Origin of the sequence: Desulfosoma sp. (genome assembly GCA_037481875.1) — a bacterium.
Classification (GTDB): Bacteria; Desulfobacterota; Syntrophobacteria; order Syntrophobacterales; family DSM-9756; genus Desulfosoma.
In genome coordinates this window covers 636,173-656,177 of sequence record JBBFKY010000001.1, presented here as the reverse complement: position 1 = coordinate 656,177, position 20,005 = coordinate 636,173, and the positions used below count along the sequence as shown (strand labels likewise).

Annotated in this window: 4 protein-coding genes and 1 CRISPR repeat array (1 of these 5 only partly in view); all 4 genes read left to right on the top strand. The window is 56.5% G+C overall.

The window, feature by feature from the left end:
• Positions 1-291: 291 nt before the first annotated feature.
• Positions 292-1,692 (top strand): tetratricopeptide repeat protein, encoded by a 1,401-nt coding sequence (locus tag WHS46_02840; protein ID MEJ5347612.1) that lies wholly within the window; start codon positions 292-294, stop codon positions 1,690-1,692.
• A gap of 46 nt (positions 1,693-1,738) precedes the next feature.
• Positions 1,739-3,379 carry a CRISPR-associated primase-polymerase type A1 gene (locus WHS46_02835; GenBank protein MEJ5347611.1) on the top strand — a complete coding sequence of 547 codons (1,641 nt, stop codon included), beginning with the start codon at positions 1,739-1,741 and terminating at the stop codon, positions 3,377-3,379.
• Between the two features lie 82 nt (positions 3,380-3,461).
• Complete coding sequence (gene cas1, locus WHS46_02830; GenBank protein MEJ5347610.1) at positions 3,462-4,508, top strand: CRISPR-associated endonuclease Cas1; 1,047 nt, start codon at positions 3,462-3,464, stop codon at positions 4,506-4,508.
• Between the two features lie 58 nt (positions 4,509-4,566).
• Positions 4,567-4,851, top strand: a complete 285-nt coding sequence (cas2, locus tag WHS46_02825; protein MEJ5347609.1) for a CRISPR-associated endonuclease Cas2 — start codon at positions 4,567-4,569, stop codon at positions 4,849-4,851.
• Positions 4,852-5,222: 371 nt separating this feature from the next.
• A CRISPR array of direct repeats spans positions 5,223-20,005; the repeat unit is 36 nt; unit sequence GTCCGAAGGCAGGCCCCGATTTGAGGGGATTGAGAC (it continues 2,842 nt past the right edge of the window).

Here is a 20,005-nt window from a genome sequence, read left to right as displayed (position 1 = left end):
ACGGCCTTCGAGAAGCGTTTTGCAAAAAAGGAATTGTGAAAACGTTCTCACAAACCCGCAAAAAATGTCAAGTTTGGCTTTATGGGATTTTTTCATGGGGTGACCGAATTGGAGGGTCTCTTTTTTTGACACCCGGGGTTTTGATGCGGCCGCTTTCGTGACCATGTGTCAAGAGCCTTTCGCGGTTCATGCCATAGCTTCCTTTGTAAAGATCGATCTTGAGGCCGTGGAACTTAACTAGCAAACGCTGTGGAAAAAATTTTCGACGTCTTTTCCAAGGGAGTCACAACCATGACTGAAAAAACTGTCATTGCTTGGCCTTCGGCGGTATCGGCATCCGTAACTGATGAAAATCCTTCCCAAAAGCCTGAGGTGGACAAGGATTCGTCCTTTTTGGATCAACTGGCGGTTCAGCAGAGGGTTTCCGAGCGGCTTTCCAAAGCTTTCGGCCGTCTGTGGAGCGAATTGGAAAACCTGCGCTCGGAAGCTCGATGGCAGGATGTTTTGGATTTGATTCATCCGGCCGAAGAGTGCTTTCCCGAGCTGGTGGAAGCGGGGTTTGGTCCTGCGCTTTGGGGAGAAGCGGCTTTTGCTCTGTGTCAGTTGAAAAAGCACGATGCGGCCTTGGACTTGGCCCGTCGTTGTGTTCAGGAATGTCCCGACGACTATCAGGCTCACGCCCGCGTCGCCTACATCGCTTACGAGAGCCTCTATGCGGCGAAAAACGGGGAAGTGCTCCTGCATCCAGAAGAACGAAAGGCCCGCCTGGAGCTGGCCCACAAGCATTTCGCCAAGGCTCGAGAACTACGTCCGGACAACGTCACCCAGTTTTACCGACAGGGGATGCTTTACAAGAAGATTCAGAACAAGCCGGACCGAGCTTTGCCTCTCTTTCGCAGTGCCGTAGGCAACTGGGACGCCTTGGACGAGGAACAAAGAAAGAGCCGTCATCAGGAAAGAAAAAACGCGATCAAATCCCTTTACCAATGGGCCTCATGCCTGCTGGAATTGGGAGACGCCAAAGGCGCTTTAAACCTTTTAACCCGATGTCTGCAAGAGGACAGTGCAAGTCAATACCTTTCTTTGGTTCATAAATACTTTGCCTTGGGCAAGGTGCATTACGCCATGGGGGATTTGAAAGAAGCCGAAAAGGCTTTGGACTTTGCCTCCAGCCAGGCGGATCCAGCGAATCACGATTACGTTTTTGAACTGCGTGCCCGCGTAGCTTTGGCTCAAGGCAAAGTGGAAGAAGCCGAGAAAACCTTGAGCCGTATTCCGGCTCACCGAAAACGCCCTTACGTGCTTTGGACGGAAGCGGATGTTCTGGTCGCCCAAGGGCGTCTGGACCAAGCGAAAGGGTTGCTGAAGAAAGCGGCCGAAAAAGACCGTCGAGGCCGCCACAAGGCTTTGGTACGTTTGGCGAAAATCGGTTTTCGTCAAAACGCTCTGGAAAAGTGCCTGCAGTGGGCTCGAGAAGCCAGCGCCTTCACGCGGTCTACCTATCAAAATCCCCATGATGAGGCCCTGTTCTGGGAATCGGCGGCTCTTTATCGTCTGGGCCGATATGAAGAAGCTTGGCAAGTGGCCGAAGAGCTAAGCGCCTTTCGGCCTGTGTACCCGCACCTTAAAGAGCTCAAGAAACGAATCCTTCAGGAGATGAAGCCAAAAAACGAGTCCTCCCAAGGGGAATAGGCCGGCGACACTCGAGCTTGATCTTTGCGAAGAAGAGGGGAATTCCATGGACATGGGAAAACCTTTCGTAAAAGAGGCATCCGAGAGCAAGGTGGACTACGCCTTGGTCCTTCGAAACCTGGAAAAGGGCATCGCTGAAAACAAAGACCAGGAATCTATCCTGAGGATCATTCGTCGTCCCGAATTCTGGCGGGCTTTACCGCCTCAGGACGCTTTGCGATGTGCGCGATTGGCCCAAGCTGCCGGGGATATCGTCACCGCCTTGGCCATATTGGAATGGCTTACGACACACTGTCCGGATTTTATGGAAGCTTGGCGGGAACGCGTGGCCTTGCTTGAAGTTTTGGGCCGGAATGCAACGCAAGCCTTCGCATCCCAGATGGACCCGCCTTCTTCCGAGGATGCTTCTTCCCGGAACGTTTTGTCGGATGCCCCGCCATGGATGGAAGAGGCCGAAGAAAAAGGGGAAGCTACCAACGAGGATTTTTCTCAAATCGAAGGGCCTTTTTGGGAGCTGAGACAACGAGAAGCCGCCGTCCAACGATACATGTCCTTGTTTCAGGGGCGGGAGGACTGTTTTGCACGTCAATGGGTGGATCGCAACCAGGGAACCCAGGGCTATGTGCCGGTTCGTCGTGCTTTGGAAATGGCCGATGTCATGGATCATCTTCAGGGGCGAAAGACTTATGGGATATACTTGCTGCAACAAGACAGTCGGGTTCGACTGGGTGTCCTGGACGCGGACCTGCGTCTTGAACTTCGGAACCGGGAGGGCATGGCTCAAAAACGGGATCTTGTACGTCGTGAGCAGCGCTACCTTTTGACACGTCTGATGGAAACGGCCAAAAGTTGGCATTTGCCGTGTCTAGTGGAATTTAGTGGCGGCAAAGGGTTTCATTTTTGGTTTTTCCTTGAGGAGCCGCTGCCGGCAGCTCTGGTGCGTGCAGTCCTGCAACGATTGGCCGCGCGTCTTCAGCCGGACGTTTCCTGTTTTCAACTGGAAGTCTTTCCCAAGCAAGATCGATTGGAAGGCAAGGGGCTGGGGAATCTGGTGAAACTACCCCTTGGCATTCATCGGCTTACAGGTCGTCCTTCCTATTTTCTTAACACGCGGGATCGTTCCCTGGACGGTCAATTGGCTGTTTTAGAAAAGGTACGGCGCATTCCGGCCAAGGTGTTTCAGGAGCTGAAATCAGAGACAGAAGGAGCTGCCGTGCTCGTGCATCCCAAGAGGGAAAAATGGGCGGCGGATTATCCGGAGTTGGCTGTTCTGGAGGACCGATGTGCGGCCTTGGGACAGATTCTTGTGGAATGTAGGCAGCAACGAAGCTTATCTGTTCGAGCCGAAAAGATTCTGTTGGGGACTTTGGGGTTTCTTCCAAGAGCCAAGGTGCTTTTGCACCATGTGTTTCAATATGTTCCGGAATACAATCCCCACTATGTAGACTACCAGCTTTCACGGCTTCGAGGGACGCCGCTCGGATGTAAAAAGATTCACCGTCTTTTGGGTATGGAGGTCTCCTTCTGTGACTTCGGGCCTAATGTCCGCTATGCGCATCCCCTGCTGCACTGGCCTGAATGGCAGGAGCCGGAAGGGGCGATGAAGGCGGAGAGGGTAGAAAATCTTCGGGATGCTTTGAACGCGCTTAAGGAAGCTGTGCGTCTGGTGGAACGTTTTCTGGACTAACCATGCTAAGGGGAGAGGTTCCTGTAGGGGTGGACTGTTGTGTTTTCCTCGACAGTCGGATGAACACTGGAGGACATTCCTCATGGAACGCTACTACGTGTTGGAACCCGGCACTTACCTGCGCAAACAGGGTGAAGAGCTGATCATCTGGCGCAAAGATGAAGCCATAGGGCGCATTCCCTTGGAAGGGTTGGAGCAGCTGGTATTGGTTGGCGCCTCTTTAAGTGGTGCTGTGGTTCATGAACTGGTACGGCGTCGTGTGGAAACGGTTCTTTTAAGCCCGTGGGGGCATTTTCGAGGCCGTCTTGTGGTGGATGAACACAAGCATGTGGCTCGTCGCAAGGCGCAGTATTTGAGATTCGCTGATGAGAAGGAGGCGGTGCGGATTGCGAGATTGCTGGTGGAGGCTAAGCTGAGAAATGCGGCGCGTTTTCTATCGCGACGGGCGGGAGAATACGGTTCCGAAAGGCTCAGGGATACGGCCGCGCAGATTCAAGGTTTGGCCCGCATGGCGGCCATGGAGGAGGATATGGACATGGTGCGGGGGCTGGAAGGCCGTGGCGCCAATTTGTATTTCGGGGTTTTTGGGGAGCTGATCCGTGTGCCGGGCTTTTCCTTTTCGGGGCGGACCAAAAGACCTCCGCTCGACCCCATCAACGCCTTACTCTCTTTTACGTACACTCTGCTCACCAACGAGGTGCTCACGGCTGTGAAGATAGTCGGACTGGATCCATATTTAGGGACGCTGCACACGGAAGAATATGGGCGACCGTCCTTGGCATGTGATCTTGTGGAAGAATGGCGCGTGCATTTGGGGGATCGTTTGGTTTTGGCCCTGACTAACCGTCGCGTCATTGGGCCTGATGATTTTGTGCAAAAAGAGGTGTCTTCGACCGATGGTGTTGATGAAGAGGATCTTCGTGATCATCGGCCTGTAGAGATGAAGCCTCGTATGGCGCGTGCTTTTGTCGACGCTTATGAACGATGGATGAACACGCCGATACGGTGTCCTTTTGAGGGGACCATGACCACGTATCGGGGTGTGGTGCGGGATCAAGCACGTCGTTTCCTGCGTTTTCTTATGGGGGAAACGCTGGTCTATGAACCTTTTCCGTGGACCCGATTTTAAGGGATAGAAGCTTTTTTGACGGGGCTTTGGACTCTGACTCAAACCAGGGAAGCCTGCCATGTCCATGTTCTACGTGGTGTGTTTTGACGTTTCGGATGATCGCACAAGGTATCGGGTTGTTAAGGTGTTAAAGGGCTATGGGTACCGGGTGCAGAAATCCGTCTTTGAGTGCCCGGCGCTTACGGAAAAAAAGCTGCTGACGCTCATGGATCGTTTGAGTCGTCTCATCGACCACACGACAGACACGGTGAGGTTTTATCGACAGTGCGAACGGTGTCTTGGATCTTTTGAGCATGTGGGAACAGGCATGGCACCGGAGAGGGTAAGTCACGGCATTATCTAACCGTAGCAGACGCACTTCCATCGGCCTACTGTTGTACTCCTCGATTTTGGGTTGTTGACGAACCATCTACGGGGCACATTCCGGAGCGGGGTTGAAAGGTTTAACACATCAAGTTTCCATGAAAAACTGAGATTTTTGCAAGAGATGCGGAGGATGTTAGGGCATATTGGGCATTGGTGACTAAGGTATTGAATTTTCGAGAGGGGTGCCTGGGAGGTGCTCCGCAAAAGTATAACAGTGTAGAGTCAAACGCTTACGAGGTTTTAAACGAAAGTGAAGGCTCGTTTTTGCGTTAAGCTGGGGAACCTTGGCGCGGGATGCTCCGAAACAGGCTTGGAAAGCTTGACAGTAAGCGCCCAGACAAGCTAAGAGTCCGAAGGCAGGCCCCGATTTGAGGGGATTGAGACTCGGTGAGACCGGTTGCAACGTGCACCGGCACCTCTGTCCGAAGGCAGGCCCCGATTTGAGGGGATTGAGACGTCTGGCCTCCTTACTCGGTGACTTCGGTGGTGTGTCCGAAGGCAGGCCCCGATTTGAGGGGATTGAGACGTCTGGCCTCCTTACTCGGTGACTTCGGTGGTGTGTCCGAAGGCAGGCCCCGATTTGAGGGGATTGAGACCTGGGTAAGCCTCGGCCCACTTGGCGATCACCTCATCGTCCGAAGGCAGGCCCCGATTTGAGGGGATTGAGACCAAGCCTCTGCCCTAGAGATCTCCTGATTGACATCAAGTCCGAAGGCAGGCCCCGATTTGAGGGGATTGAGACCTACCCACTGGCTTCCCGGAAGCAGGGTTAAAATGTCCGAAGGCAGGCCCCGATTTGAGGGGATTGAGACAAAACCCCGTGGGGGTTGCCCACGGGGCTGGCGTTCAGGTCCGAAGGCAGGCCCCGATTTGAGGGGATTGAGACGCTTTGTTGGCGGGACCCACTAGCGGTTTGTTGATCGTCCGAAGGCAGGCCCCGATTTGAGGGGATTGAGACAGTTCGCGCTGGGATACCCCGCGCCATTGAAGCGTGGGTCCGAAGGCAGGCCCCGATTTGAGGGGATTGAGACCATTATCGGTGCTAACCAGAGCTGCGGGACCCATGAGTCCGAAGGCAGGCCCCGATTTGAGGGGATTGAGACCCCTTCGATGGAGGGAACGGCCTCGGCCCATGAAGTGTCCGAAGGCAGGCCCCGATTTGAGGGGATTGAGACATACGGTCGAAGACTGACCCTAGGCCAAAGGCCTCAAGTCCGAAGGCAGGCCCCGATTTGAGGGGATTGAGACTAGCATGGTGCTTAGCAGAGCGGCCGCATCGCGTGTGTCCGAAGGCAGGCCCCGATTTGAGGGGATTGAGACAGGGACTTGTCCCCTGTGGCCTTGAGTAGTGCGTTAGTCCGAAGGCAGGCCCCGATTTGAGGGGATTGAGACAGGGCCTCTTTGCGAATCGATATGACCCATTTGCTGGGTCCGAAGGCAGGCCCCGATTTGAGGGGATTGAGACAGTGCGGCCCCACGCCCCGATAGCGCCACACAGTAAGTCCGAAGGCAGGCCCCGATTTGAGGGGATTGAGACCGTGCGGTTCCTGAGAGTGACCCTCACGAGGCCATTGTCCGAAGGCAGGCCCCGATTTGAGGGGATTGAGACAGCTTATCAAGGTGCTGTTTTGTTTCGCAAAGCGAATGTCCGAAGGCAGGCCCCGATTTGAGGGGATTGAGACACTAGGGGGCCAGTAAGGGGAAGGGGAACACCATGAGTCCGAAGGCAGGCCCCGATTTGAGGGGATTGAGACTTCCACTCTGGATGAAAATCCGCACTCGTCCAAGAGTCCGAAGGCAGGCCCCGATTTGAGGGGATTGAGACCAGGAGGTCAGCGAGCCCGTGAAGCCCGAGGGCTGCAGTCCGAAGGCAGGCCCCGATTTGAGGGGATTGAGACCGTTGGGGTACCATATCAGATTAGCCACACTCATGTGTCCGAAGGCAGGCCCCGATTTGAGGGGATTGAGACGATTGTTGTTTCACTCTTTGTATCCACTCAGCCAACGTCCGAAGGCAGGCCCCGATTTGAGGGGATTGAGACATGCATTGCCGCCATTTCGTAATCCCTTGCTTCCAGAGTCCGAAGGCAGGCCCCGATTTGAGGGGATTGAGACTTTTCCCGTATGATCCACTCCAACCGCGGGGCGTAGTGTCCGAAGGCAGGCCCCGATTTGAGGGGATTGAGACTTCCGCCATGAAACCAGTTCCCCGTTGACAACGGGTCCGAAGGCAGGCCCCGATTTGAGGGGATTGAGACTGGGTAGAGAGAGTTCTCTGGTCTTCGGTAAATTGCGTCCGAAGGCAGGCCCCGATTTGAGGGGATTGAGACTTGTTTTGGTGCACTAGCACATAGACGCTCGTATGAGTCCGAAGGCAGGCCCCGATTTGAGGGGATTGAGACGTGCGGGGGCTGTGCTCCCCGCCAAGGCCTTCCTGAGTCCGAAGGCAGGCCCCGATTTGAGGGGATTGAGACTTGGCCTTGGCCACTTTCCCTTGGGGCGGCGGCTTTGGTCCGAAGGCAGGCCCCGATTTGAGGGGATTGAGACCTCCATGCCCGCCCGTGGCCTTGGCCGATTCCCTTGGTCCGAAGGCAGGCCCCGATTTGAGGGGATTGAGACTTGAGTGGCCTTGGCCACGGGGCAGGCTTTTTGGTTTGTCCGAAGGCAGGCCCCGATTTGAGGGGATTGAGACAGGCGGCTGTTCGATTAACCTGAAAATTTCCTTGTGAGTCCGAAGGCAGGCCCCGATTTGAGGGGATTGAGACAGGGAACCTTTGACCCATATTACGCGCTGTTCATCCGGTCCGAAGGCAGGCCCCGATTTGAGGGGATTGAGACATGGCCGTAGGCGTTCGTTCTTAGCACACGTTCAAGGTCCGAAGGCAGGCCCCGATTTGAGGGGATTGAGACGTTGTGGCCTTGGCCACGGGGCAGGCTTTTTGGTTTGTCCGAAGGCAGGCCCCGATTTGAGGGGATTGAGACTAGTGCCAAGCGGAGCTTGGCACGGGCACCGATAGCGTCCGAAGGCAGGCCCCGATTTGAGGGGATTGAGACCGGTCCGGTCCAGCTTCTCATTGCCGTACGCATATGGGTCCGAAGGCAGGCCCCGATTTGAGGGGATTGAGACTGAGGCTGCCTCACGGCTCAGTCAACGAGCTTGTCAAGTCCGAAGGCAGGCCCCGATTTGAGGGGATTGAGACAAGGAAGACCTCAGGCCATTCCCGGCCAGGAATGGGTCCGAAGGCAGGCCCCGATTTGAGGGGATTGAGACCACACGCCCTCAATAAGGCCATTAATTAGGAAGATTGGTCCGAAGGCAGGCCCCGATTTGAGGGGATTGAGACTTGGTAGCGGTCCCCTCGGAAGAGGACGACGCGCAGGTCCGAAGGCAGGCCCCGATTTGAGGGGATTGAGACCTTGGCCACGGGGCAGGCTTTTTGGTTTCCTTCATGGTCCGAAGGCAGGCCCCGATTTGAGGGGATTGAGACACCTCTGAAAGATGCATTCTTGTTCGACCATGGTTCGTCCGAAGGCAGGCCCCGATTTGAGGGGATTGAGACGGTCGGGTGGCCGATAAGATCAGCCGCCCGCCGTCAGAGTCCGAAGGCAGGCCCCGATTTGAGGGGATTGAGACCGATAAATTCTTCGTCGCCCTCAGTCCTTGCCCTAATGTCCGAAGGCAGGCCCCGATTTGAGGGGATTGAGACTGACACGAGCGTATTGCAATTCTTTTCATGGTCTAGTCCGAAGGCAGGCCCCGATTTGAGGGGATTGAGACCAGCCCTCGCTCTGGTCGGCGCGGCTGGAGAAAGTGTCCGAAGGCAGGCCCCGATTTGAGGGGATTGAGACTTGGCCGTGTTGCCCTCTTGGGGGCGGCGGCTTTGTGTCCGAAGGCAGGCCCCGATTTGAGGGGATTGAGACAATGTGTTCTTCGTCCTTTTCCGTCTTTGCACGTGCGTCCGAAGGCAGGCCCCGATTTGAGGGGATTGAGACAACAAAAAGGCCAAGGCGTTGCACCTTGGCCTTGTGTGTCCGAAGGCAGGCCCCGATTTGAGGGGATTGAGACGCATTGGCCTGAGACGAGCCCAGAAGAAATCATGGGGTCCGAAGGCAGGCCCCGATTTGAGGGGATTGAGACCATCTTTTCACTTGCCCACCCTTTGGCCTCATGAAGTCCGAAGGCAGGCCCCGATTTGAGGGGATTGAGACAAGCCGGATTTCCTTGCGGATCCGGCCTTCGGCATGTCCGAAGGCAGGCCCCGATTTGAGGGGATTGAGACAGCCTGCATAGTCGGTCATCAAGCCTACCGACTTGTCCGAAGGCAGGCCCCGATTTGAGGGGATTGAGACGGGCCTCCTGCCCCTCTTGGGCCTCCTCGGGCTGGGTCCGAAGGCAGGCCCCGATTTGAGGGGATTGAGACTCTCGCTCAGAAATGCTTCGATGAGGTTCTTCATGGTCCGAAGGCAGGCCCCGATTTGAGGGGATTGAGACACAACCGATGTCTGGTAGTTGATTCGCAGGTCTTTGGGTCCGAAGGCAGGCCCCGATTTGAGGGGATTGAGACTTGGCTGTCATGCCTTCATCCCGCACCTTTTCGAGTCCGAAGGCAGGCCCCGATTTGAGGGGATTGAGACATGGATCTCTCCTCTTTGTTTATGTAACCGTACTATGTCCGAAGGCAGGCCCCGATTTGAGGGGATTGAGACGGCCGTGTTGCCCTCTTGGGGGCGGCGGCTTTGAGTGGTCCGAAGGCAGGCCCCGATTTGAGGGGATTGAGACGTCTCGCGCTTCATAGTTCTTTCTCCTATTACTTGGGTCCGAAGGCAGGCCCCGATTTGAGGGGATTGAGACACATCTCTTTACTAGAACGTCTTCCTTCATATGTTCGTCCGAAGGCAGGCCCCGATTTGAGGGGATTGAGACACATCTCTTTACTAGAACGTCTTCCTTCATATGTTCGTCCGAAGGCAGGCCCCGATTTGAGGGGATTGAGACACGCCTTCTCTCTTGCGCAAAAACAACGCCACGTCGTCCGAAGGCAGGCCCCGATTTGAGGGGATTGAGACGCATCGAGGCCTACGCCCCCGTCAAGGCGCACGTAAGTCCGAAGGCAGGCCCCGATTTGAGGGGATTGAGACCAACCGCCCGACAGCCGTGCCGGCCTTGTCGTATCCCGTCCGAAGGCAGGCCCCGATTTGAGGGGATTGAGACTCCTGGTTGTCCTTTACTTCAATTCTCGTCCGATAGTCCGAAGGCAGGCCCCGATTTGAGGGGATTGAGACCGTGGCCCACAAGGCCGTGAAGCCATCGGTGCTTAGGTCCGAAGGCAGGCCCCGATTTGAGGGGATTGAGACACGGCTTGCTAAGCCATTCGCGCACGGTATCTTCTGAGTCCGAAGGCAGGCCCCGATTTGAGGGGATTGAGACCCATGATTCCCTGCGGAGGAATTTCGCTAGGCATATTGGTCCGAAGGCAGGCCCCGATTTGAGGGGATTGAGACCCCGCATAAACACGTCTCAGCACTCCTACCATGATGTCCGAAGGCAGGCCCCGATTTGAGGGGATTGAGACTCGTCTCGGGCTTGGCTTCCTCTTCATAGTAGAAGAAGTCCGAAGGCAGGCCCCGATTTGAGGGGATTGAGACAACACATACGTCCTTGTCTGAATCACTGCCACAACGGTCCGAAGGCAGGCCCCGATTTGAGGGGATTGAGACCGCTTCGGCTCCATCGAAGCACTAGCGTGTCAATGAGTCCGAAGGCAGGCCCCGATTTGAGGGGATTGAGACCAACCCAAACTTTGCCTGTCCATGTGTAATGCCATGGTCCGAAGGCAGGCCCCGATTTGAGGGGATTGAGACATGCCCAGCGTGGATCTCCTCGCGCCATTCAAATGGGTCCGAAGGCAGGCCCCGATTTGAGGGGATTGAGACGCGGGCTTGCTGTGGCCGTAGCGGTCACAGTGTGAGTCCGAAGGCAGGCCCCGATTTGAGGGGATTGAGACTCGTGCCGTCATCGCTGTAAACATGGTAGGGAATGAGTCCGAAGGCAGGCCCCGATTTGAGGGGATTGAGACTTGCGGGCTTGCTGTGGCCGTAGCGGTCACACTGTGTCCGAAGGCAGGCCCCGATTTGAGGGGATTGAGACCGCGCGATTAGCTTTGCAACCTGCTTTGGAGAGAGGTCCGAAGGCAGGCCCCGATTTGAGGGGATTGAGACAAAACAGGTAGTCCGAGAAACTATAGCCACGGCGCGTCCGAAGGCAGGCCCCGATTTGAGGGGATTGAGACGCGCAATGTCAGCGCCTCACGTGCGGTCGTGGATGGGTCCGAAGGCAGGCCCCGATTTGAGGGGATTGAGACAACTTGAGCGTTTTATGCTCCTTGAGGATGTCATAGGTCCGAAGGCAGGCCCCGATTTGAGGGGATTGAGACTTGGGGTCGTGGAGGTCCCGAACCTCCACCCTCGTGTCCGAAGGCAGGCCCCGATTTGAGGGGATTGAGACCAGGATGTTTTTTGGCCGTTTATGAGCGGGACAATCTGTCCGAAGGCAGGCCCCGATTTGAGGGGATTGAGACCTTGGCCTTGGGCGGGCTTTTTGTGTTCCCTGTATGTCCGAAGGCAGGCCCCGATTTGAGGGGATTGAGACTCATGGACATTCGGCACAATTGTTGTGGTTCCTTTTGTCCGAAGGCAGGCCCCGATTTGAGGGGATTGAGACGCAATAGAACATATCATGGACATTCGGCACAATTGTGTCCGAAGGCAGGCCCCGATTTGAGGGGATTGAGACGCGGCGTGTAGTCCAGCGGCGGAGGAGCCGGCGAGGTCCGAAGGCAGGCCCCGATTTGAGGGGATTGAGACCCTGAGGCCGTGGTTGCCCTCGAGACGGCGGCTTGAGTCCGAAGGCAGGCCCCGATTTGAGGGGATTGAGACGTTATGATCGTTCTTAGTTTTCTCGTGTCGTTTAGTCCGAAGGCAGGCCCCGATTTGAGGGGATTGAGACTCGGATCTTTTCGTCAGAGTGATAACCATGGTTCCGTCCGAAGGCAGGCCCCGATTTGAGGGGATTGAGACGACTCGCCGAATTCGATGAGCTTTCCTGGATTCATGTCCGAAGGCAGGCCCCGATTTGAGGGGATTGAGACTTTCGCACGTCTTAATAAGAGTGTCTTCCTTCATGTCCGAAGGCAGGCCCCGATTTGAGGGGATTGAGACTTGACGCCAAGAATCTTTTCGCACGTCTTAATAAGGTCCGAAGGCAGGCCCCGATTTGAGGGGATTGAGACTCTTTGTGGTTTGGACACGTCAGAATTGGCGGTATGGTCCGAAGGCAGGCCCCGATTTGAGGGGATTGAGACCGTGAGGCTCGTCACATTGCTCGGCAAACTAAAAGTCCGAAGGCAGGCCCCGATTTGAGGGGATTGAGACCCCCGTCGCCACAGCTTCCAAGGGAGCTGCCCGTGTCCGAAGGCAGGCCCCGATTTGAGGGGATTGAGACTCCGTTTGCAAGGGACTAAAAGAGAAGGCCCCGAGTCCGAAGGCAGGCCCCGATTTGAGGGGATTGAGACCCATGCCTTCACGGCATAGCAGTCACGCGCACAATGTCCGAAGGCAGGCCCCGATTTGAGGGGATTGAGACACGTCTGATCGTAGGTCACGTTGTGGCCCACCATCTGTCCGAAGGCAGGCCCCGATTTGAGGGGATTGAGACTCCACTCTTGTGGCCCATAGGGCCGAAATGCCGTGTCCGAAGGCAGGCCCCGATTTGAGGGGATTGAGACCAGTTGGGTTTTCGGCCTCGAGCGGGATTTCGAGTCCGAAGGCAGGCCCCGATTTGAGGGGATTGAGACCTTCGGACACGAAGGGAGGCCCCACGCCCCGATAGCGGTCCGAAGGCAGGCCCCGATTTGAGGGGATTGAGACGGGCTTGAGCCGCCCGCCCGCCCGTGGTCCGGGTTTGTCCGAAGGCAGGCCCCGATTTGAGGGGATTGAGACTTGAAAGATGCATTCTTGTTCTACCATGGTTCCTCGTCCGAAGGCAGGCCCCGATTTGAGGGGATTGAGACCTGCGGGTCCTCAAGGACCCAAAGGGCTGCTGTGGCGTCCGAAGGCAGGCCCCGATTTGAGGGGATTGAGACCTCGCTACCGCTCCACCGCCACAGCAAAGGCACATGTCCGAAGGCAGGCCCCGATTTGAGGGGATTGAGACGGATTCTTTGTGTTTCTGCACTAGACGCAACAACAGTCCGAAGGCAGGCCCCGATTTGAGGGGATTGAGACTCGTCCCCATGAGGAATCAGGGCAGGCAAGAGGTGTCCGAAGGCAGGCCCCGATTTGAGGGGATTGAGACGTGAGCAACTCTGGCCTCATTCCACGGCCTCGCTACGTCCGAAGGCAGGCCCCGATTTGAGGGGATTGAGACTGTACAAAACCCAACGGGACTCGATCCACTCAAAGTCCGAAGGCAGGCCCCGATTTGAGGGGATTGAGACCTGAAGGCCTTGGGCGGGCTTTTGTGTTCCCTCGATGTCCGAAGGCAGGCCCCGATTTGAGGGGATTGAGACCTCGAGGCGGCGGCTTTGAGAGGCCTGAAGGCCTTGGTCCGAAGGCAGGCCCCGATTTGAGGGGATTGAGACGTGGAGGTCCCGAACCTCCACCCTCGAGGCAAAGTGTCCGAAGGCAGGCCCCGATTTGAGGGGATTGAGACCTAGCCACACGCTGTAATATGGCCATTCAACCGTCAGTCCGAAGGCAGGCCCCGATTTGAGGGGATTGAGACCCCGTTGTAGCGCCAGCATGCCAGGTTGTAGGGGGTCCGAAGGCAGGCCCCGATTTGAGGGGATTGAGACAAGGCCTCCGACAAGAACCTGGCGGCCTCTTTGGGTCCGAAGGCAGGCCCCGATTTGAGGGGATTGAGACTCCACAAGAGGGACACTTCAATTCGCTCATAGATGGTCCGAAGGCAGGCCCCGATTTGAGGGGATTGAGACAACACGCCCCAACAAGTGCGCATAGGACGCACAAAAGTCCGAAGGCAGGCCCCGATTTGAGGGGATTGAGACGAGAACAAAGGCCCGAAGGGCATCCAGCGAGTAGTAGGTCCGAAGGCAGGCCCCGATTTGAGGGGATTGAGACTCAGAGTGGTTTGGACACGTCAGAATTGGTGGTATGTCCGAAGGCAGGCCCCGATTTGAGGGGATTGAGACACTTGTCTTGGCTTAGAAGTTTGTTTTGATGAATGTCCGAAGGCAGGCCCCGATTTGAGGGGATTGAGACAAACTCTTCGTCTTTCCATCGGCGCACATCGAATAAGGTCCGAAGGCAGGCCCCGATTTGAGGGGATTGAGACCATGCTTCGTCTGCCTCAATCCGCCGATGCTCAATGTCCGAAGGCAGGCCCCGATTTGAGGGGATTGAGACTTTCCGTGTGAAATATTGTATGCTCGAATCCGCTTGTCCGAAGGCAGGCCCCGATTTGAGGGGATTGAGACGTAACAGCAACCTCGTTAAAGTCTGACTTTGCATAGTCCGAAGGCAGGCCCCGATTTGAGGGGATTGAGACGGCTTGATCCAGGCAGACATTCCAAACCAAATCCTGTCCGAAGGCAGGCCCCGATTTGAGGGGATTGAGACCGGGCTTCCTCTGCCGGGAGTGTCTTCCATCCTTTGTCCGAAGGCAGGCCCCGATTTGAGGGGATTGAGACTGCTTGACCCGTTGCGCAACACGCCCCAACAAGTGCGTCCGAAGGCAGGCCCCGATTTGAGGGGATTGAGACCGCCCGTGATCGCCATGCCTTTACGGCATAGCAATGTCCGAAGGCAGGCCCCGATTTGAGGGGATTGAGACGGTAGGTTCCAGGGTCACCTGGATACCACGCGATGAGTCCGAAGGCAGGCCCCGATTTGAGGGGATTGAGACATATTGCCGGTCTGAGGCCTTCTTCCCGCACGCATATGTCCGAAGGCAGGCCCCGATTTGAGGGGATTGAGACCCAGCAAAGCTTGCAGACGGCACCACAAGCGCCGTGTCCGAAGGCAGGCCCCGATTTGAGGGGATTGAGACATAATTCTTCTCCTTTGCAAAGTTGTCACCTAGTGCTGGGTCCGAAGGCAGGCCCCGATTTGAGGGGATTGAGACTTGGAAATTCTACCGCTAGCATAGTCTCGTCAACGTCCGAAGGCAGGCCCCGATTTGAGGGGATTGAGACGGAGCTTCTTTTTTGGAAATTCTACCGCTAGCATAGGTCCGAAGGCAGGCCCCGATTTGAGGGGATTGAGACGATCCCGTGAACGCTTGGGACGAACTCGGTTCGTGTCCGAAGGCAGGCCCCGATTTGAGGGGATTGAGACAGTTTTCGCTTGATTTTTGGATCATTAGCTTCATAGTCCGAAGGCAGGCCCCGATTTGAGGGGATTGAGACATTCGGACCGTGTCCAGTTGTCTATATCGAGCATGTGTCCGAAGGCAGGCCCCGATTTGAGGGGATTGAGACTCAAAGCAAGCTCGGGGCGGCAGTCGGTAAAGTGCGTCCGAAGGCAGGCCCCGATTTGAGGGGATTGAGACTTGGCCTTGGCTACGTCGACACATGGTCCGTTGTCGTCCGAAGGCAGGCCCCGATTTGAGGGGATTGAGACGTTCGTGGTTCAGGATTCCTTTGCTGGTTATTTGAAGTCCGAAGGCAGGCCCCGATTTGAGGGGATTGAGACGTGCGCAAGATGCGCACCAAGCCATACCGCGGATGGTCCGAAGGCAGGCCCCGATTTGAGGGGATTGAGACATCCTCATAGTGCCATTTCCTTAGCTTGAACATTGTGTCCGAAGGCAGGCCCCGATTTGAGGGGATTGAGACTGTTGCGCCATTGGAGCCAGCGGTCCACGGCCTCGAGTCCGAAGGCAGGCCCCGATTTGAGGGGATTGAGACCAGCGGACTCTTCTCCTGACTGTTCACAAATCTTCCGTCCGAAGGCAGGCCCCGATTTGAGGGGATTGAGACTGGAACCAGACAACCTTACCACGGAACCACAATCTGTCCGAAGGCAGGCCCCGATTTGAGGGGATTGAGACTGCGGGACCCCAAGGCGGTTAGTCTACAGGCTTGTGTCCGAAGGCAGGCCCCGATTTGAGGGGATTGAGACTGATCCAGAACCAGTCTTTTTCTTTTCTTTCCATAGGTCCGAAGGCAGGCCCCGATTTGAGGGGATTGAGACGTTGGCGCAAGCCAACATCAGAGCTGAACGGTTGAGTCCGAAGGCAGGCCCCGATTTGAGGGGATTGAGACTGCGGGACCCCAAGGCGGTTAGTCTACAGGCTTGTGTCCGAAGGCAGGCCCCGATTTGAGGGGATTGAGACTGATCCAGAACCAGTCTTTTTCTTTTCTTTCCATAGGTCCGAAGGCAGGCCCCGATTTGAGGGGATTGAGACGTTGGCGCAAGCCAACATCAGAGCTGAACGGTTGAGTCCGAAGGCAGGCCCCGATTTGAGGGGATTGAGACTTAGCCGGATCTCGATATCGCCGTGATTAACAAAGTCCGAAGGCAGGCCCCGATTTGAGGGGATTGAGACTGTTGCACCACAGCCTTCTAGCAACTTACTTTGTTGGTCCGAAGGCAGGCCCCGATTTGAGGGGATTGAGACGAACCTGGCGGCCTCTTTAGTCGTGAGAAGCTGGTGTCCGAAGGCAGGCCCCGATTTGAGGGGATTGAGACAAATTCCCCAAGCACCCGCACCCTGAAAACATGTCTCAAGTCCGAAGGCAGGCCCCGATTTGAGGGGATTGAGACATTGGATGGACAAGGCGCCTTATGGCTGCCTTGAGTCCGAAGGCAGGCCCCGATTTGAGGGGATTGAGACCCGCAGGCCACTTGAGCCTGTCAGGCACCTCTATCGTCCGAAGGCAGGCCCCGATTTGAGGGGATTGAGACTTGGCTTGCGCCAACACTAGGGCTGATCTTTGGAAGTCCGAAGGCAGGCCCCGATTTGAGGGGATTGAGACCCGACAGGCCGGAATAGAGGCCGGGAGGCCTGCAAGTCCGAAGGCAGGCCCCGATTTGAGGGGATTGAGACAGGCGCACCAAAAGAAAAGCCCCTGGGAGACATAGTGTCCGAAGGCAGGCCCCGATTTGAGGGGATTGAGACGTAGGCATTCTTGCCCTATTGTGTTGGCATAGACTGTCCGAAGGCAGGCCCCGATTTGAGGGGATTGAGACTCCTCGACGGTTTCGGGATAGAGCAAGGCAGCCATAGTCCGAAGGCAGGCCCCGATTTGAGGGGATTGAGACTCATCGGGAGCTCTTGCCTGTCGGCAAGAGCTCTGAGCTCGTCGGTCCGAAGGCAGGCCCCGATTTGAGGGGATTGAGACATGGTTAACTCCTCTCTAATGTGGTGTTAGGTGTGTCCGAAGGCAGGCCCCGATTTGAGGGGATTGAGACAGTGCGCGTTATCCGCACGAGTCCGTAAGCTGCATGGTCCGAAGGCAGGCCCCGATTTGAGGGGATTGAGACAGAACTAACGTGTCGATAATTTCGCCTCTCATGGTGTCCGAAGGCAGGCCCCGATTTGAGGGGATTGAGACGGTGAGTATCCTGTGGTCTTGGTGACGATAGATGCGTCCGAAGGCAGGCCCCGATTTGAGGGGATTGAGACCGTTCCTTCTTTCTCTTAGGCTCCGAGGTCGCCCTGTCCGAAGGCAGGCCCCGATTTGAGGGGATTGAGACCTCCAGCTTCGGGCACAGGTGGGCCACGATCCGCTGTCCGAAGGCAGGCCCCGATTTGAGGGGATTGAGACCAAATCTTCGTCGAACTCGATAGACTTGTAGGTGAAGTCCGAAGGCAGGCCCCGATTTGAGGGGATTGAGACCTTGGTCAGGATTACGTTACCTGATAGATCCGAGTGTCCGAAGGCAGGCCCCGATTTGAGGGGATTGAGACGCGAGTTTGCCAGGCAAGCTGATCTGGCCCGAGATGTCCGAAGGCAGGCCCCGATTTGAGGGGATTGAGACGATCCCCTGCGGAGGAATTTCAGTCGGCACGTGGTCGTCCGAAGGCAGGCCCCGATTTGAGGGGATTGAGACCGAGCGGCCATCCGAAGCTTCGCTTGCGCCTTGTTGGGTCCGAAGGCAGGCCCCGATTTGAGGGGATTGAGACCTTGGGCAGGTTAGTTGCTTGGCGTGCAGTACGCGTTGTCCGAAGGCAGGCCCCGATTTGAGGGGATTGAGACCTGACAAGCACCGCGGGACCCGCAGGGTCCTCAAGGGGTCCGAAGGCAGGCCCCGATTTGAGGGGATTGAGACGGATCCCTGAATGATGAGCTTCTTTTTTGGATATTCTAGTCCGAAGGCAGGCCCCGATTTGAGGGGATTGAGACCCTCGGAGCAGGTCGGGAGGTTGGGAAGGAGCCTCGGGTCCGAAGGCAGGCCCCGATTTGAGGGGATTGAGACAAGCGGCTTTTGAAGCCACTCGCGCACGGTATTTTCGTCCGAAGGCAGGCCCCGATTTGAGGGGATTGAGACGTCCGATACGGACCGAAAAGTCTGTCGTCTTTCATGGTCCGAAGGCAGGCCCCGATTTGAGGGGATTGAGACATGCACAAGGTGGCTTCAGGCCACTTTGTGGCTAGGTCCGAAGGCAGGCCCCGATTTGAGGGGATTGAGACCTGTGCGGTGTTGGCGCTGGTCTTTTTCTTCATAGTCCGAAGGCAGGCCCCGATTTGAGGGGATTGAGACTACAGTGAAACATCCCTCCTGTCCGCCCACGAAAAGTCCGAAGGCAGGCCCCGATTTGAGGGGATTGAGACAAAGGCCAAGGCGCTAAGGCCTTGGCCTTGAGATATTAGGTCCGAAGGCAGGCCCCGATTTGAGGGGATTGAGACAACCACCATTCCTCTTGAAAGACAGAACATAACATGTCCGAAGGCAGGCCCCGATTTGAGGGGATTGAGACTCCTTGAACTTTGCCCAGCCGAGGTCCTGGACGTGGGGTCCGAAGGCAGGCCCCGATTTGAGGGGATTGAGACTCCCCTGGTAAGTACCAGGGACGTTGCCGGTCAGTTCGGGTCCGAAGGCAGGCCCCGATTTGAGGGGATTGAGACCTTTACGAGGGACTAAAAGAGGAAAGCCCCAAGGGGTCCGAAGGCAGGCCCCGATTTGAGGGGATTGAGACCAATGTCAAGCATAGTGCCCTCCTTTCCTGATTTGTCCGAAGGCAGGCCCCGATTTGAGGGGATTGAGACTTTTCTGCCTTGGTGCCGATTGCCCAAATTACGTGTGTCCGAAGGCAGGCCCCGATTTGAGGGGATTGAGACTCGTAGGTGTCGTGGAAGCGGGCATTTGCCGCTTTGCGTCCGAAGGCAGGCCCCGATTTGAGGGGATTGAGACTTCAGCAACCGTTTTCATACTCCAAGGTCCCTTTGTGTCCGAAGGCAGGCCCCGATTTGAGGGGATTGAGACTTCTCGGGCCGGAACATGTCCCCGTCGCCGCAATGTCCGAAGGCAGGCCCCGATTTGAGGGGATTGAGACAGGCCGACCCCTCCGTCAAGGCGCACGTAGGCGTGCGTCCGAAGGCAGGCCCCGATTTGAGGGGATTGAGACAGCGGCGCCAACCCTCTCCACGGCGCCAATGTTGTGGTCCGAAGGCAGGCCCCGATTTGAGGGGATTGAGACCCTGCTGAGTAGAGAACCTCTTCTGCATCGTCCTTGGTCCGAAGGCAGGCCCCGATTTGAGGGGATTGAGACGTACTTGTTTCCCGCTCCCTGCTTGGGCTTTTTGTGGGTCCGAAGGCAGGCCCCGATTTGAGGGGATTGAGACTGTGCAACGCCGCCGTGGGTTAGGGTTAATATTTCAGTCCGAAGGCAGGCCCCGATTTGAGGGGATTGAGACGCAGGGTATTAGAGGCGAGGTGGTCGCAAAGCGACGTCCGAAGGCAGGCCCCGATTTGAGGGGATTGAGACAAAGATCAAAGCCCCTGGGGTTACCCGGGGGCTTGTGTCCGAAGGCAGGCCCCGATTTGAGGGGATTGAGACGGTGGTCGCAAAGCGCCCAGAGGGCGCCAGGAAGGGTCCGAAGGCAGGCCCCGATTTGAGGGGATTGAGACCTTCGCGGGTGGCCCACAAGGCCGTGATCCCATCAGGT